General features: G+C 63.2%; 14 protein-coding genes. 12 read left to right on the plus strand and 2 right to left on the minus strand.

All coding sequences use genetic code 11. The annotated features are described in order from the left end of the window. The first annotated feature begins 12 nt into the window (after positions 1-12). The gene (locus A0O30_RS26405) at positions 13-330 is read left to right on the plus strand and encodes a Rieske (2Fe-2S) protein (protein ID WP_105948676.1); all 318 of its coding nucleotides are present in this window, start codon (positions 13-15) and stop codon (positions 328-330) included. Here the strand turns inward: A0O30_RS26405 and sfsA are convergent. Beyond that, complete coding sequence (gene sfsA, locus A0O30_RS26410) at positions 320-1,033, minus strand: DNA/RNA nuclease SfsA (protein ID WP_105948677.1); 714 nt, start codon at positions 1,031-1,033, stop codon at positions 320-322. The genes A0O30_RS26405 and sfsA overlap by 11 nt on opposite strands. After that, complete coding sequence (locus A0O30_RS26415; RefSeq protein ID WP_105948678.1) at positions 1,033-2,205, minus strand: pyridoxal phosphate-dependent aminotransferase; 1,173 nt, start codon at positions 2,203-2,205, stop codon at positions 1,033-1,035. The genes sfsA and A0O30_RS26415 overlap by 1 nt, the downstream gene beginning before the upstream one ends. Positions 2,206-2,415: 210 nt before the next feature. Here A0O30_RS26415 and dksA point away from each other — a divergent pair, with 210 nt between their 5' ends. From dksA to acs, 11 genes are all read left to right on the plus strand, one after another. After that, complete coding sequence (gene dksA, locus A0O30_RS26420) at positions 2,416-2,859, plus strand: RNA polymerase-binding protein DksA (protein ID WP_012274224.1); 444 nt, start codon at positions 2,416-2,418, stop codon at positions 2,857-2,859. A gap of 63 nt (positions 2,860-2,922) precedes the next feature. Further along, positions 2,923-3,810, plus strand: a complete 888-nt coding sequence (gluQRS, locus tag A0O30_RS26425; protein WP_177410318.1) for a tRNA glutamyl-Q(34) synthetase GluQRS — start codon at positions 2,923-2,925, stop codon at positions 3,808-3,810. A gap of 301 nt (positions 3,811-4,111) precedes the next feature. Then, positions 4,112-4,288: a hypothetical protein gene (locus A0O30_RS26430; RefSeq protein ID WP_003250005.1), complete on the plus strand. Its 177-nt coding sequence runs from the start codon at positions 4,112-4,114 to the stop codon at positions 4,286-4,288. Further along, the gene (locus tag A0O30_RS26435) at positions 4,272-7,247 is read left to right on the plus strand and encodes a sensor histidine kinase (protein WP_177410316.1); all 2,976 of its coding nucleotides are present in this window, start codon (positions 4,272-4,274) and stop codon (positions 7,245-7,247) included. Before A0O30_RS26430 ends, A0O30_RS26435 begins: the two co-directional genes overlap by 17 nt. Before the next feature lie 4 nt (positions 7,248-7,251). Then, positions 7,252-8,697 carry a sigma-54 dependent transcriptional regulator gene (locus A0O30_RS26440; protein WP_105948681.1) on the plus strand — a complete coding sequence of 482 codons (1,446 nt, stop codon included), beginning with the start codon at positions 7,252-7,254 and terminating at the stop codon, positions 8,695-8,697. Positions 8,698-9,534: 837 nt separating this feature from the next. Next, positions 9,535-10,923 (plus strand): polynucleotide adenylyltransferase PcnB, encoded by a 1,389-nt coding sequence (locus tag A0O30_RS26445; protein WP_105948682.1) that lies wholly within the window; start codon positions 9,535-9,537, stop codon positions 10,921-10,923. Next, a complete protein-coding gene (gene folK, locus A0O30_RS26450; protein WP_016712072.1) occupies positions 10,920-11,399 on the plus strand; it encodes a 2-amino-4-hydroxy-6-hydroxymethyldihydropteridine diphosphokinase in 480 nt (159 codons plus the stop codon). Before A0O30_RS26445 ends, folK begins: the two co-directional genes overlap by 4 nt. Positions 11,400-11,661: 262 nt before the next feature. Continuing rightward, positions 11,662-12,462, plus strand: coding sequence for a 3-methyl-2-oxobutanoate hydroxymethyltransferase (panB, locus tag A0O30_RS26455; RefSeq protein ID WP_019098148.1), 801 nt, complete (start codon positions 11,662-11,664; stop codon positions 12,460-12,462). After that, on the plus strand, positions 12,459-13,322 hold the full coding sequence (gene panC / locus A0O30_RS26460) for a pantoate--beta-alanine ligase (RefSeq protein WP_105948683.1): 864 nt from the start codon (positions 12,459-12,461) through the stop codon (positions 13,320-13,322). Before panB ends, panC begins: the two co-directional genes overlap by 4 nt. 144 nt (positions 13,323-13,466) lie before the next feature. Further along, complete coding sequence (gene pgi, locus A0O30_RS26465; RefSeq protein ID WP_105948684.1) at positions 13,467-15,131, plus strand: glucose-6-phosphate isomerase; 1,665 nt, start codon at positions 13,467-13,469, stop codon at positions 15,129-15,131. 136 nt (positions 15,132-15,267) lie between these two features. Continuing rightward, entirely contained in the window at positions 15,268-17,202 is a 1,935-nt protein-coding gene (acs, locus tag A0O30_RS26470) for an acetate--CoA ligase (RefSeq protein WP_105948685.1), read from the plus strand. Positions 17,203-17,230 lie beyond the last annotated feature (28 nt).

Genomic DNA, 17,230 nt, shown 5'->3' on the forward strand with positions numbered 1-17,230 from the left:
GTCGTCCTTGCCATGCACTTCCTTTGTACCTCCCACGGCCTGGCCGAAGGCCAAAGCCGCGCCTTCAGCGTAGACGGCGTCGAACTGTTCGGCGTGCGCCGCCAGGGCCAGGTGTACCTGTACCGCAATCGCTGCCCGCATCGGGGGATCCCGCTGAACTGGGCGGAAGATGCGTTTCTGGATGACAGCGCCAGCCTCATCCACTGTGCCCACCACGGTGCGCTGTTCCTGATAGAAAGCGGCGAATGTGTGGCCGGCCCCTGTGAAGGAGAGCAACTTCAGCCCATAGGCTGCCACGAAGACAGCCAGGGCATCTGGTTCAAGGGTTGAGCAGCACTGGCAAGCGGCGGTCGATGACGATGCCTTCAGCGTCCAGGCGGGTACCGTAGGCCAGCACCTCCACTCCGTCGGCCACCGCGGCACGCAGGGCCTGAGCGTAGGCACCGTCGATTTCCTCGGCCGGGCGCACGGCATCGATACCGGTCAGGTTCACGCAGTACAGTTGTACCGCCCGTACGCCCTGCCGGGCCAGCGTGGCCAACTCGCGCAGGTGCTTGGCACCGCGCTGGGTCACCGCATCCGGGAACGCTGCGACCGTGCTGTCGGGGTAGCCCAAGGTTACGCTCTTGACCTCGACATACACGGGCGCGCCGTCAAACTCCAGGCGAAAGTCTATCCGGCTGCCTTCCTCGCCGTAAGCCACTTCGCGCTTGAGCGCCGTGAAACCGGCCAGCTCGGCAATCACGCCAGCCCTCAGCGCCTCCTCGACCAGCGCATTGGCCCGCCCGGTATTCACACAGGCCAGCCGCCCCTGCGGCGTTTCGCTGATTTCCCAGGTACCCGGCAGCTTGCGCTTGGGGTCGTTGGAGCGGCTGAACCACACCTGCCCACCTTCACGCATGCAGTTGAGCATGGAGCCGGTGTTCGGGCAGTGAATGGTCAGCTGTTCACCATTGGCCAGTTCGATATCGGCCAGAAAGCGCTTGTAGCGGCGCAGCAGGCGACCCTGTTCAAGTGAAGGAGAGAAAAGCATCAGCCTTGCCAGCTCCGCAGGCCACGGGCAATGCGCTGCACCGCCTCCTCCAGGCGTGGCAGGTTCTGGGTGTAGGCAAAGCGCACATGGTGGCCGGCCAGGTGGCGGCCGAAGTCCAGGCCCGGCGTGAAGGCCAGGTGCTCGGTTTCCAGGAAGTGCCGACAGAAGGCGAACGCATCACCGCCAAAGGCACTGATGTCGGCATACAGGTAGAACGCGCCCTGTGGCTCGACGGCAATGCGGAAACCCAGTTCGCGCAGGGCTGGCAACAGATAGTCGCGACGGCGGGCGAATTCGGCGCGGCGTTCTTCGAAAATGGCCAGGGTTTCCGGCTGGAAGCATGCCAGAGCGGCATGCTGCGCCATGCTAGGTGCGCTGATGTACAGGTTCTGCGCCAGCTTTTCCAGATCGGCCACTGCGCCAGGCGGCGCCACCAGCCAGCCGAGGCGCCAACCGGTCATGCCGAAATACTTGGAAAAACTATTCAGAACGAACGCCGAGTCGTCGACTTCCAGCACGCTTGGCGCGTCCATGCCATAGGTGAGGCCATGGTAGATCTCGTCCACCACCAGGTGACCGTGACGCTCATGGGTGGCCCTGGCAAGGCTGGCCAGCTCGTCACGCCCCAGCACGGTGCCGGTCGGGTTGGCCGGCGAAGCGACCAGAGCGCCCACCGTGTCCTTGTCCCAATAACGGTCGACCAGGTCGGCTGTCAGTTGGTAATTCACGTCCGGCCCTACCGGCACCAACTGCGCGCCACCCTCGACCAGGCGCAGGAAGTGGCGGTTGCACGGGTAGCCGGGGTCGGCCAGCAGCCAGTGCTTGCCCGGGTCAACCAACAGGCTGCTGGCCAACAGCAATGCGCCAGAGCCACCCGGGGTAATGAGGATGCGCTCCGGGTCGATACTCAGCCCATACCGCTGGCCATAAAAGCCGGCGATGGCTTCGCGCAGTTGTGGCAGCCCGCGCGCAGCGGTGTAGCGGGTGTGCCCGGCGGCCAGTGCCGCCTGGCCGGCTGCGACGATGGGCGCGGCCGTGGTGAAGTCCGGCTCACCGATTTCCAGGTGGATCACGTCATGCCCGGCCGCCTGCAGCTCGTTGGCCCGGGCCAGCAGTGCCATGACATGGAAGGGTTCGATGGCGCGACTGCGCGCACTGTAGGGGTGGGCCATGACCTTCTCTCAATTGGGTCTAAACTGGAGATTCTACCTCTGCACGCCACCGAACGTACGGCTCAGGCCGCTGTCAATTGCCAGTAACAGGCGGGGTAGCGCACCCCCGATCTATCTGGTAAGTTCGGCGGCTCGCAGTCGCAGGGCCGGCGGGTGCCGGAGATGGAGCAGCCTGCGCATTGGATCAGATGAGTGAGAGGCGGTCTATTCATGTCCACCGTAGAAAAGCAAAAAGCCCAGACCATGTACGGTGTCGAGCCATACGTAGAAACCAAGGGTGAAGAGTACATGGGCGAGCCCATGAAAAAGCACTTCACCAAGCTTCTCGGCGCCTGGAAGCAAGAGCTGATGACCAGTGTGGACCGCACTGTGGACCACATGAAGGACGAAGCAGCCAACTTCCCCGACCCGGCCGACCGCGCCAGCCAGGAAGAAGAATTCGCCCTGGAGCTGCGCAACCGCGACCGCGAGCGCAAGCTGATCAAGAAAATCGACAAGACCCTCGACAAGATCAAGGCCGACGAATACGGCTGGTGTGAGTCGTGCGGTATCGAAATCGGCCTGCGCCGCCTGGAAGCCCGTCCGACCGCGGACCTGTGCTTCGACTGCAAGGAAATCGCCGAGAAAAAGGAAAAAACGGTCGGCAAAGGCTGATCTTTCTTCCACCTGAACGGGGCGCTCGATGCGCCCCGTTTCATTTATATGCCCAGCCAGACCATGACCGACTCCAGCTACATCGGGCGTTTCGCCCCCACCCCCAGCGGCTTCCTGCACTTCGGCTCGCTGGTCGCCGCCCTCGCCTCCTGGCTCGATGCCCGCGCCGTCAATGGCCGCTGGCTGCTGCGAATGGAAGACACCGACCCACCCCGCGAAATGCCCGGCGCCCGCGATGCCATCCTGCAAACCCTTGAACGTTACGGCCTGGAATGGGATGGCGAGGTCGTGTTCCAGAGCCAGCGCCACGACGCGTACGCGGCAGTGGTCGACCGCCTGTTCAACATGGGCCTGGCTTATGCCTGTACGTGTTCGCGCAAGCAACTGGAGGGTTACAACGGGATTTACCCGGACCTGTGCCGCAACGCCGGGCATGCCCGTGAAGGCGCGGCAATCCGCTTGCGCGTGCCCGAGCTGATCTACCGCTTTACCGACCGGGTACAGGGTGAGTACCAGCAGCACCTGGGGCGTGAGGTGGGCGACTTTGTCATCCAGCGCCGTGACGGGCTGTATGCCTACCAGCTGGCGGTGGTGCTGGACGATGCCTGGCAGGGTGTTACCGATATCGTGCGTGGCGCCGACCTGCTCGACAACACCCCGCGCCAGCTGTACCTGCAAGAGCTGCTGGGCTTTTCGCAGCCGCGTTACCTGCATATACCGCTGATCGTCCAGCCGGACGGGCACAAGCTGGGCAAGTCGTACCGCTCGCCGCCGTTGCAGGCGGAGCATGCTACGCCGTTGTTGCTGCGCGCGTTGCGGGCGCTGGGGCAAGAAGCAGACCCCGAGTTACTGCTGGCAACACCGGCTGAAGTGCTGGCGGTGGCGCGCAAGCAGTGGCGGCCAGAGGCGATTGCGCAGCGGACCACGGTGCCAGAGGCTGATTTGCGCTGAGCCTCGGATCTGACCGGCCAATGCGGTCAGTGTAGGAGCGGCCTTGTGTCGCGATGGGCTGCAAAGCAGCCCCGGCAATATGTGCGGCAGGGCTGAAATCCTGGGGCCGCTACGCGCCCCATCGCGACACAAGGTCGCTCCTACAGGGATCGCGTGATGCTAAACACCGCGCATCTCACCAAAAACAAAAGCCTAACAAATTCAAACTCTTGGCTAACGCCACCGATTCCCGCTAGCATCCCCTCAGCCATTTGCGCCAATAATAAGTCCAAGCCCGCAGCGCCCAACCATCGAGGCCAGCATGTACATCTATCGTTTGGTCCTGCTTCTGGTCGTGGGGATCTACCTGTTCTCCCCGGCCATCATGGACTGGTGGATCGAACCGACCGGAGCCTGGTACCGCCCTTACCTGCTCTGGCTGATCCTGATCGTCGTCACCTTCATCCTGCAGAGCCAACGAGATGCCGATGAGCTTTAGCCTGACCCAGATGATCCTGATCAGCGCCGGGTACCTCATGGTGCTGTTCGGCGTGGCCTGGATCAGCGAGCGGGGGGTCATCCCGCGCTCGATCATTCGCCACCCGCTTACCTACACCCTGTCGCTGGGCGTATACGCCAGTGCCTGGGCCTTCTATGGCTCAGTCGGCCTGGCCTACCAGTACGGCTACGGCTTCCTTGCCTGTTACCTGGGCGTGTCCGGCGCGTTCCTGCTGGCACCGGTGCTGCTATACCCGATCCTCAAGATCACCCGCACCTACCAGCTGTCATCACTGGCCGACCTGCTGGCGTTTCGCTTCCGCAGTACCTGGGCGGGGGCGCTGACCACCATCATCATGCTGATTGGCGTGTTGCCTTTGCTGGCGCTGCAAATCCAGGCGGTGGCCGACTCGATCAGTATCCTCACCGGTGAGCCGGTCAAGGCAAGGGTGGCATTCGCCTTCTGTACGCTGATCATCCTGTTCACCATCTTCTTCGGTTCGCGGCACATCGCCACGCGTGAGAAACACGAAGGGCTGGTGTTCGCCATCGCCTTCGAATCGGTGATCAAGTTGCTGGCCCTGGGCGGCATCGGCCTTTACGCCCTTTATGGCGTATTTGGCGGCCCGCACGAACTGGAAGTCTGGCTGCTGCAGAACCAGACCGCCCTGGCCGCCCTGCACACCCCGCTGCAGGAAGGGCCATGGCGCACCCTGCTGCTGGTGTTCTTCGCCTCGGCCATCGTCATGCCGCACATGTACCACATGGCCTTCACCGAAAACCTCAACCCGCGCTCACTGGTCAGCGCCAGCTGGGGCCTGCCGCTGTTCCTGCTGCTGATGAGCCTGGCCGTGCCGCTGGTGCTGTGGGCCGGCCTGCGCCTGGGCGCCAGCACCAACCCCGAGTACTTCACCTTGGGCCTGGGTATTGCCGCCAACAACGAGGCACTGGCACTGTTGGCCTACGTCGGCGGCTTGTCGGCCGCCAGCGGCCTGATCATCGTCACCACCCTGGCGCTGTCGGGCATGGCCCTCAACCACCTGGTATTGCCGCTGTATCAACCCCCGGCCGAGGGCAACATCTACCGCTGGCTGAAGTGGACCCGCCGCGCCCTGATCGTTGCCATCATCACCGCCGGCTTCATGTTCTACCTGACCCAGAACAACCACCAGAGCCTGGCCAACCTGGGCATCGTCGCCTTCGTCGCCACGCTGCAGTTCCTGCCCGGCGTACTGTCGGTGCTGTACTGGCCCACCGCCAACCGCCGCGGCTTCATTGCCGGGCTGCTGGCCGGCACCCTGGTGTGGATGGTGACCATGCTGCTGCCGCTGCTGGGCAACCTGCAGGGCTTCTACATCCCGCTGCTGGACATGATCTATGTGCTGGACGACACCAGCTGGCACATGGCGGCCATTGCCTCGCTGGCGGCCAACGTGCTGCTGTTTACCCTGATCTCGCTGTTCACCAACGCCAGCAACGAAGAAGTCAGCGCCGCCGAAGCCTGCGCGGTGGACAACGTGCGCCGTCCGCAGCGCCGCGAGCTGCACGCAGCCTCGCCCCAGGAATTCGCCACCCAGCTGGCCAAACCACTGGGCGCCAAGGCCGCACAAAAGGAAGTGGAGCAGGCCCTGCGCGACCTCTACCTGCCGTTCGACGAGCGCCGCCCCTATGCCCTGCGCCGCCTGCGAGACCGCATCGAAGCGAACCTGTCCGGGCTGATGGGGCCGAGCGTGGCCCAGGACATGGTCGAGACCTTCCTGCCGTACAAGTCCGGTAACGAAAACTACGTGACCGAAGACATCCATTTCATCGAAAGCCGCCTGGAAGACTACCACTCGCGCCTGACCGGCCTTGCCGCAGAGCTCGATGCCCTGCGCCGTTACCACCGCCAGACCCTGCAGGAGCTGCCCATGGGCGTCTGCTCGCTGGCCAAGGACCAGGAAATCCTGATGTGGAACAAGGCCATGGAAGAGCTCACCGGCATCGCCGCCAAGCATGTGGTCGGCTCGCGCCTGGTCACCATCGACGAGCCTTGGCGCGGCCTGCTGCAAGGCTTCATCAACGTGCCCGACGAGCACCTGCACAAGCAGCGCCTGGCGCTGGACGGCCAACCACGCTGGCTGAACCTGCACAAGGCCGCCATCGACGAGCCGCTGGCACCCGGAAACAGCGGCCTGGTGCTGCTGGTGGAAGACCTGACCGAAACCCAGGCACTGGAAGACAAGCTGGTGCATTCCGAGCGCCTGGCCAGCATCGGCCGCCTGGCCGCTGGCGTAGCCCACGAAATCGGCAACCCGATTACCGGCATCGCCTGCCTGGCGCAAAACCTTCGTGAGGAACGTGAAGGTGATGGCGAAATCATCGAGCTGTCCAGCCAGATCCTCGACCAGACCAAGCGGGTATCGCGCATCGTCCAGTCGCTGATGAGCTTCGCCCATGCCGGCGGCAGCCACCAGAACAGCGAAGAGCCGGTGTGCCTGGCCGAAGTGGCGCAGGACGCCATCGGTCTGCTGGCGTTGAACCGGCGCAATTTCGAAGTACAGTTCTTCAACCTCTGCGACCCGGACCACTGGGCCGAAGGGGACCCGCAGCGCCTGGCCCAGGTGCTGATCAACCTGCTCTCCAACGCCCGCGACGCCTCACCGCCCGGCAGCGCCGTGCGCGTGCGCAGCGAAGTGAGCGAGCACACCGTCGACCTGATCGTCGAGGACGAGGGCAGCGGGATACCGAAGAGCATCATGGACCGCCTGTTCGAACCCTTCTTCACCACCAAGGACCCGGGCGAAGGAACCGGACTGGGGCTCGCTCTGGTCTATTCCATCGTGGAAGAGCATTATGGGCAAATCACCATCGACAGCCCGGCCGATATCGAACGGCAACGTGGCACCCGGATCCGCGTGACCCTGCCCCGGCATGTCGTAGCGACGTCCCCTGAAATTCGAGACCGTCGAGAGAATTGAATCAATGCCGCACATTCTGATCGTCGAAGACGAAACCATCATCCGCTCGGCCTTGCGTCGCCTGCTCGAGCGGAACCAGTACCAGGTCAGCGAAGCCGGCTCGGTGCAGGAAGCCCAGGAACGCTTCAGCATTGCCACCTTCGACCTCATCGTCAGCGACCTGCGCCTGCCTGGTGCGCCCGGCACCGAGCTGATCAAGCTCGGCCAAGGTACCCCGGTGCTGATCATGACCAGCTACGCCAGCCTGCGCTCGGCGGTGGACTCGATGAAAATGGGCGCGGTGGACTACATCGCCAAGCCCTTCGACCACGACGAGATGCTGCAGGCCGTGGCGCGTATCCTGCGCGACCGGCAGAACGCTCCGGCCGCCGCACCGGCTGCCGAGCCACGCGCCACCAACGGCAAGGCCGCCCCGGCCGACAAAGGCAGCGCGGCTGCGGCCAATGGCGAAATCGGCATCATCGGTTCATGCCCGCCCATGCAGGACATGTACAGCAAGATCCGCAAGGTGGCGCCCACCGACTCCAATGTGCTGATCCAGGGTGAGTCGGGTACCGGTAAAGAGCTGGTGGCCCGCGCCCTGCACAACCTGTCACGCCGGGCCAAGGCACCGATGATCTCGGTGAACTGCGCGGCCATCCCCGAAACCTTGATCGAGTCCGAACTGTTCGGCCACGAGAAAGGCGCGTTCACCGGTGCCAGCGCCGGGCGTGCGGGCCTGGTAGAGGCCGCCGACGGTGGCACGCTGTTCCTTGACGAAATCGGTGAACTGCCACTGGAAGCCCAGGCCCGTCTGCTGCGTGTACTGCAGGAAGGCGAGATTCGCCGGGTGGGGTCGGTGCAGTCGCAAAAGGTCGATGTGCGCCTGATCGCTGCGACCCACCGCGACCTGAAGAACCTGGCCAAGGCCGGCCAGTTCCGCGAAGACCTTTACTACCGCCTGCACGTCATCGCCCTGAAACTGCCTGCCCTGCGCGAGCGCGGCAGTGACGTGAACGAGATCGCCAGCGCCTTCCTCGCCCGCCAGCGCGCGCGTATCGGTCGCGACGACCTGCACTTCTCGGCCGAGGCCGAGCAAGCCATTCGTCATTACAGCTGGCCAGGTAACGTGCGAGAGCTGGAAAACGCCGTGGAGCGTGCGGTGATTCTTAGCGAGAGCGCAGAAATTTCGGCCGACCTGCTGGGCATCGACATTGAACTGGGCGACCTGGAGGAGGACGAGATCCTCAACAACGCCCTGGTTGCAGCCAGTGCTGCCAATGCCAGCCACGAGCCGACCGAAGACCTGTCGCTGGAAGACTACTTCCAGCACTTCGTGCTCGAACACCAGGACCACATGACCGAGACCGAACTGGCACGCAAGCTTGGCGTCAGCCGCAAGTGCCTCTGGGAACGCCGTCAGCGCCTGGGCATTCCTCGGCGCAAGAGCAACGTTACCAGCGATAACTGACCTGCCTGGGCGGGAGGTTCCTCCCGCCCCTTCTCTACCAGCCTCACCGGCCTATTCGCGGGCTCGCCCGCTCCCACAGGGACCGCACAACCTGGCAGCCCGTGGTGATCCTGTGGGAGCGGGCAAGCCCGCGAAAGGGCCAGCACAGCTAGCCACCACACCCCAGGTAACACATCAGTCCCCGCAAAAATCTGTTACCCAACCTTTCCGTCGTAACAGTTCCCGAGGCGTACGGTAACGAAATCCCGACATTTTCAGCCCCTCGAAAATCACCAGAACGCCCCAACCCCTTGATTTTACTGGGTTTGCAAAAGTTGGCACGGCACCTGCTATATGCTTAGTACAAAAACAATAACAAGCACTGCAACTCAGAATAAGAACAAGACGAAACGGCTCACGCACAATAAAAACAAGACGGCGGAGGCGCAGCTAACTGATTCTTTTGGAGAGGATGCGTGTTTGGGGCTTGCCCCACAACCAGGCAGAGAACAACAAAAACTGCACTAAAAAGCAGCGCCTGAACTGGTTGGATCGACAGATCAACGTGACATCAGCGGCCAAAGCAATCCGTTTGCTCTTAACCCCTGGATTGGGGGTCGTCCACAAGCTTCGAGATTTGTGGACAGGGCACTCAACAAAAACAAGAAGCCCAGCAAAAAAACAATAAGAGCACGCAACGACTTCTTGGGGAGCTTAGGCTCCCCTTGTCGTTTCTACCCTTCTGGCAGGCATCCTGCTACCCGCCTACACCATTCCCTGAGTAAATGCTAGAATCCCCGCCCATCATGCGGCCATTCTCCTATTCTTGGCCGAACATTCCTTCAAACAGTGCATCCCATGCTGAAGAAGCTGTTCCAGTCGTTCCGCCCGCCCGTACCGGGCCAGCACCACAGGCGCACCACGCCTGAGGTGATCAACAAGAGCCAGCACTCGCTGCAGCGCCACCAGTTCAGCCGCCATGCGGTGAACATCGTGGAACGCCTGCAAAGCGCCGGCTACCAGGCTTACCTGGTCGGTGGCTGTGTCCGCGACCTGATGCTGGGCATCACGCCGAAAGACTTCGACGTCGCCACCAGTGCCACTCCCGAACAGGTCCGTGCCGAGTTCCGCAACGCGCGCATCATTGGTCGCCGCTTCAAGCTGGTCCACGTGCATTTCGGCCGTGAGATCATCGAAGTCGCCACCTTCCGCGCCCCTCACTCGGAAGACGATCAGGGCGACAGCCACCGTTCGTCGCACAATGCCAGTGGCCGCATCCTGCGTGACAACGTGTACGGCACCCTGGAAGAAGACGCGCAACGCCGCGACTTCACCATCAACGCCCTGTACTACGACCCGGTCAGCGAGCGCATTCTCGATTACGCCAATGGCGTGCACGACGTGCGCAACCGCCTGCTGCGGCTGATCGGCGACCCGACCCACCGCTACCAGGAAGACCCGGTGCGCATGCTGCGTGCAGTGCGTTTCGCCGCCAAGCTCGACTTTGGCATCGAAAAGCACACGGTCCAGCCGATTCGCGAACTGGCCCCGTTGCTGCGCGAAATCCCGCCAGCGCGCCTGTTCGAAGAAAGCCTCAAGCTGTTCCTTTCCGGACAAGGCGCCATCGCGTTCGAAATGCTGGTCGACCTGCAGTTGTTCGAGCCGCTGTTCCCGGCCAGTGCCCACGCCCTGGACGAGCGCCCGACCTACACCCACACGCTGATCAGCCAGGCACTGAACAACACCGACCTGCGCGTGAAGCAGGGCAAGCCGGTCACGCCGGCGTTCCTGTTCGCTGCACTGCTGTGGCCAGCCTTGCCATCCCGCGTGCTGCACCTGCAGAACCAGGGTGTACCGCCGATCCCGGCCATGAACGGTGCCGCTCATGACCTGATCGCCGAGCAATGCGCACGCATTGCCATCCCCAAGCGCTTCACCCTGCCGATCCGCGAGATCTGGGACATGCAGGAGCGCCTGCCACGGCGCAGCGGCAAGCGTGCCGACCTGCTGCTGGACAACCCCCGCTTCCGCGCCGGTTACGACTTCCTGCTGCTGCGTGAAAGCGCGGGCGAAGAAACCGACGACCTCGGCCAGTGGTGGACCGATTACCAGGATGCCAACGACAGCGAACGCCGCGAGATGATCCGCGAGCTGGGCAGCCGTGACGAAGGCACCGGTGCCGGCCCGCGCAAACGCAAGCGCAGCGGCAGCAAGCGCAAACGCGGTGGCGACGAGGCGTTCGAGTGAAGACGCGCGCCTACGTCGGCCTGGGCAGCAACCTGGACGCACCTGCCGAGCAGCTGCGCAGCGCCTTGCAGGCGCTCGACCAAGTGGACGGGACACGCCTGGTAGCCGCCTCGGCCCTGTACACCAGCGACTCGTTGCTGCCCGGCCAACCGCGCTACACCAACGCAGTTGCTGCCCTGGACACCGCGCTGCCGCCCCTGGCTCTGCTCGATGCGCTGCAGGCCATCGAGAACGACCAGGGCCGCGTACGCAAGGAGCGCTGGGGCCCGCGCACGCTCGACCTGGACATCCTGCTGTTCGGTGATCAGGTACTCGATGAGCCACGCCTGAAAGTGCCGCACTACCACATGCACGCCCGCCCCTTCGTGCTGTATCCGCTGGCTGAACTGGTCCCGGGCGATTTCCGCCTGGCCGATGGCCGCGCCCTCGCACAGTTACTCGACGACTGTCCGTTCGTCGGCCTGGAACGCCTGTAAACCGGGCGTTCCAGCCTGCCACGCCACCGCGGTAACGCCAGTAACACCCTGATCGTAACAATGCGGTAACAGGGTGATTGACTTCCCCCACCTCGCTCACGACTATAGGCGTCCCGTGTGGCACCAAAGTGCCGCATACCCGTATTTAGGCCCGGACGGACCTGTGCCCGAACATCACGCGCGATGATGTGCCGCTCCGGAAGATGACTACACGCGTTGAATGCAGTCGTTTTTTACAGCGCCTGAACGAGGAATTTCCTACATGCCTGAAGTAACCCTCACCACCCTCAATGGCCTCAAGGCCAAGGGTGAAAAAATCACCATGCTGACCTGCTACGACGCGACCTTCGCCAAGGCCGCCAGCCAGGCCGGTGTCGAAGTGTTGCTGGTGGGCGACTCGCTGGGGATGGTCCTGCAGGGCCACGACAGCACCTTGCCGGTCACTACAGCAGACATGGCCTACCACACCGCCTGTGTCAAACGCGGCAATGACGGCGCCCTGATCCTCGCCGACCTGCCGTTCATGGCACATGCCACCCCGGAGCTGGCCTTCGCCAACAGCGCCACGCTGATGCAAGCCGGCGCCCACATGATCAAGATCGAAGGCGCTGCCTGGCTGGCAGAAACCATCCGCCTGCTGGCCGAGCGTGGCGTGCCGGTGTGCGCACACATGGGCCTGACCCCGCAGACTGTCAACGTGCTGGGCGGCTACAAGGTGCAGGGCCGTCAGGAGGCCCAGGCCCGGCAGATGCGTGCCGACGCCATCGCCCTGGAGCAGGCCGGTGCGGCCATGCTGCTGCTTGAATGCGTACCCAGCGAACTGGCGGCAGAAATCACCAATGCCGTGGGCATCCCGGTAATCGGCATCGGCGCCGGCAGCGCCACCGATGGTCAGGTGCTGGTGCTGCACGACATGCTCGGCCTGTCGCTGAGCGGCCGGGTACCGAAGTTCGTGAAGAACTTCATGGAAGGCCAGCCAGACATTCAAGGCGCCCTTGTCGCCTATGTCGAGGCCGTCAAGCAAGTCAGCTTCCCAGGTAGCGAACACGGGTTCAGTGCATGAATACAGTCAAAACCGTCCGTGAACTGCGTGCAGCCGTTGCCCGCGCCCGCGGTGAAGGCAAACGCATCGGCTTCGTGCCGACCATGGGCAACCTGCACAGCGGCCACGCAGCCTTGGTGACCAAAGCTGCACAGCGCGCCGACTTTGTGGTGGCCAGCATCTTCGTCAACCCGCTGCAGTTCGGCGCCAACGAAGACCTGGACAAATACCCGCGCACCCTGGCCGCCGACCAGGAACGCCTGCTGCAAGCCGGCTGCAACCTGCTGTTCGCGCCCACCGTGGAAGAGATGTACCCCGACGGCATGAGCGTGCAAACCCGCGTCAGCGTACCGCAGCTTTCCGAAGGCCTCTGCGGCGCCAGCCGGCCAGGGCATTTCGAAGGCGTGGCCACCGTCGTCAGCAAGCTGTTCAACATGGTCCAGCCGGACCTTGCCGTATTCGGCGAAAAGGACTTTCAGCAACTGGCAGTGATCCGCGCCATGGTGCGCGACCTGAACATGCCGGTCCAGATCATCGGCGAGCCCACCGTGCGTGCTGACGATGGCCTGGCGCTGTCGTCGCGCAACGGTTACCTCACGCCCGAGCAGCGTACTGCAGCGCCCGCGCTGTACCGCACACTGCAGCACATCGCAGCGGGCATCAGCCGTGGCCAACGGGATTTTGCCGCGCTGATCGCTGAAGGCCAAGCGCAGCTGAACACTGCGGGTTTGCGCCCGGACTACCTGGAAGTGCGTCATGCCGTGAGCCTGCGCCCGGCAATGATCGATGATCGCGACCTGGTTGTGATCGCGGCGGCTTACCTCGGTAACACGCGGTTGATCGACAACCTTTACCTGCACGTCGAAGACAAGACCGCGTAATAGCCTGGGGCTGCTTTGCAGCCCCAAAATCACCCTGCCATACCCATTCCCAGCGCGTGGCCTTTGCCTATAATGATGCCAGCCTGAACCCGGCAATGACTGCCGTGTCCAAGGCATCACCACGCACCAAGGGAACCCCGCGCAATGGCGTATTACCGTACACCCCACGATGTGACGGCCCTGCCCGCCTGGCAGGCGCTTCAGCAACACCGCGACGCCATGCAAGGTTTCAGCATGCGCGAAGCCTTTGCCGCCGATGCCAAACGCTTCGACCAGTTCTCCCTGAGCTGCTGCGGCCTGTTCCTGGACTACTCGAAAAACCTGATCACCGAACAAAGCCGCGACCTGCTGGTCAACCTGGCCAACGAAGTGGGCCTGCAGGACGCCATCAAGTCGATGTTCGGCGGCGAAATCATCAACGCCTCCGAAGGCCGTCCGGTGCTGCACACCGCCCTGCGCCGGCCAGTAGGCGACAAGCTCAGCGTCAACGGCGTGAACGTCATGCCGGAAGTGCACAAGGTGCTCAACCAGATCACCGAACTGGTCGGGCGCATCCACGACGGCCTGTGGCGCGGCTACAGCGAAAAGCCGATCACCGACGTGGTCAACATCGGCATCGGCGGCTCGTTCCTCGGCCCCGAACTGGTGTCCGAAGCACTGCTGCCGTATGCCCAACGCGGCGTGCGTTGCCACTACTTGGCGAACATTGACGGCAGTGAGTTCCACGAGCTGTCGGCCAACCTGCGTGCCGAAACCACCCTGTTCATTGTCTCGTCCAAGTCGTTCAACACCCTCGAGACCCTGAAAAACGCCATGGCCGCACGCACCTGGTACCTGGCCCAGGGCGGCTCGGAAGCCGAGCTGTACCGCCACTTCATCGCCGTTTCCAGCAACAAGGCCGCCGCCGTGGCCTTCGGCATCCGCGAAGAGAACATCTTCCCGATGTGGGACTGGGTGGGTGGGCGTTATTCGCTGTGGTCGGCCATCGGCCTGCCAATTGCCCTGGCCATCGGTACGGCCAACTTCAAGGAACTGCTGTCGGGTGCCTACACCATGGACCAGCACTTCCAGACCGCGCCGTTCGACAAGAACATGCCAGTGCTGCTGGCCCTTCTAGGCGTGTGGTACGGCAACTTCTGGGACGCGAACAGCCATGCGATCCTGCCGTACGATCACTACCTGCGTAACATCACCAAACACCTGCAGCAGCTGGACATGGAATCCAACGGCAAGAGCGTGCTGCAGGACGGCACCCCGGTGAAGGTTGATACCGGCCCGGTGATCTGGGGCGGCGTCGGCTGTAACGGCCAGCACGCCTATCACCAGTTGCTGCACCAGGGCACCCAGCTGATTCCGGCCGACTTCATCGTGCCGGTGGTGAGCTTCAACCCGGTGGCCGACCATCACCAGTGGCTGTACGCCAACTGCCTGTCGCAGAGCCAGGCGCTGATGCTCGGCAAAACCCGCGAAGAAGCCGAAGCCGAGCTGCGCGGCAAGGGCCTGAACGAAGCGGATATCGAAAAACTGGCCCCGCACAAGGTGATCCCGGGCAACCGCCCGAGCAACACCTTGGTCGTGGAGCGCATCAGCCCTCGCCGCCTAGGTGCGCTGGTGGCGATGTACGAACACAAGGTGTTCGTACAAAGCGTGATCTGGGGTATCAATGCGTTCGACCAGTGGGGCGTAGAGCTGGGCAAGGAGCTGGGCAAAGGCGTTTACCAACGCCTGGTCGGCAGCCTGGAAGACAGCGCCGAAGATGGCTCCACCCAGGGTCTGATCAACTACTTCCGCGGCCGTCACCGCGGGTAATCCGATACCTGCACCGGCCTCTTCGCGAGCAAGCCCGCGAAGAGGCCGGTACAGGTTGAACACCTCTCCCAGCTACACTGTCCTATCGAATAGCCGTTGCAGTCCCTCGCCCCTTACAAGAGCAGGACCACCCGCCATGTTCGATATCAAGCAGTATCCCCAGGCCCTGGCCGTCAGCCAGTCTGCCGCCCTCACTCCCGACGAATACCGCCGCCTCTACCGCCAGTCGGTAGACGACCCTGACACCTTCTGGGCTGAACAGGCCAAGCGCCTGGACTGGATCAAACCTTGGTCCAGCGTGCAGCAATGCGACCTGAAAACCGGCAAGGCCCGTTGGTTCGACGGTGCCCAACTCAATGTCAGCTACAACTGCATTGATCGCCACTTGGCCCAGCGTGGCGAGCAGACCGCACTGCTGTGGGAAGGTGACGACCCAAACGACTCAAAAGCCATCACCTACCGCGAGCTGCACCGTCAGGTCTGCCGCCTGGCCAACGCCCTGAAGGCTCGCGGGGTAAAGAAAGGCGACCGGGTATGCATCTACATGCCGATGATCCCCGAGGCCGCCTTCGCCATGCTTGCCTGCACCCGCATAGGCGCCATCCACTCGGTGGTGTTCGGCGGTTTCTCCCCCGATGCCCTGCGTGACCGTATTCTCGATGCCGACTGCCGCACCGTGATCACCGCCGATGAAGGCGTGCGCGGCGGCAAACGCATCCCGCTGAAACAGAATGTCGACAAGGCCCTTGCCAGTTGCCCTGCCGTCAGCAGCGTATTCGTGGTGCGCCGTACCGGTGGCGATGTTACCTGGGTCGAAGGCCGTGACCTCTGGTACCACGAAGCAACAGAAAATGCCGGCAACGACTGCGCCCCCGAACCGATGGAGGCCGAAGACCCGCTGTTCATCCTCTACACCTCTGGGAGCACCGGCAAACCCAAGGGCGTGCTGCACACCACCGCCGGTTACCTGCTGCAGGCGACGATGACCTTCAAGGTGGTGTTCGACTACCGTGACGGCGAGGTGTTCTGGTGCACCGCCGACGTCGGCTGGGTCACCGGCCACAGCTACATCATCTACGGCCCACTGGCCAATGGCGCGATTTCGCTGATGTTCGAAGGCGTGCCCAACTACCCGGACACCTCACGCTTCTGGCAGGTGGTGGACAAGCATCAGGTGAACATCTTCTACACCGCCCCGACCGCCCTGCGCGCACTGATGCGCGAGGGCTCCGCGCCACTGCAGAGCACTTCACGCAAAAGCTTGCGCCTGCTGGGCAGCGTCGGTGAGCCGATCAACCCCGAAGCCTGGGAATGGTATTTCGAGGAAGTCGGGCAAAAGTGCTGCCCCATCGTCGACACCTGGTGGCAGACCGAAACCGGCGGCATCATGCTTACCCCGCTTCCCGGTTCCCAGTCACTCAAGCCCGGCTGCGCGACCCAGCCCATGTTCGGCGTGCAACCGGTACTGCTGGACGAAAAGGGCAAGCTGATAGAAGGCCCCGGCGCCGGCCTGCTGGTGATCAAGGCCAGTTGGCCAGGGCAGATTCGCAGCGTGTATGGCGACCACCAGCGCATGGTGGATACCTACTTCAAGCCCATGCCCGGCTATTACTTCACTGGCGACGGTGCCCGCCGCGATGCCGACGGCGACTACTGGATTACCGGCCGCATCGACGATGTGATCAATGTCTCGGGCCACCGCATCGGCACCGCCGAAGTGGAAAGCGCACTGGTGCTGCATGACAGCGTCGCCGAAGCGGCAGTGGTCGGATACCCCCACGACCTCAAAGGCCAAGGCGTCTACGCCTTCGTCACGCCGATGAATGGCGTGACGCCAGACGACACGCTGAAAGCCGAACTGCTGGCCCTTGTCAGCAAGGAAATCGGCAGTTTTGCCAAGCCCGAGTTGATCCAGTGGGCCCCGGCGCTACCCAAGACACGCTCAGGCAAGATCATGCGGCGTATACTGCGCAAAATCGCCTGCAACGAGCTGGACAACCTGGGTGACACCTCTACCCTGGCCGACCCCAGCGTAGTCCAAGGCCTGATCGACAAACGCCTCAACCAGTAACCGGCGGCCGCTGCCCATGGCCGCCCTG

This window comes from Pseudomonas sp. LLC-1 (assembly GCF_002992185.1).
GTDB lineage: Bacteria > Pseudomonadota > Gammaproteobacteria > Pseudomonadales > Pseudomonadaceae > Aquipseudomonas > Aquipseudomonas monteilii.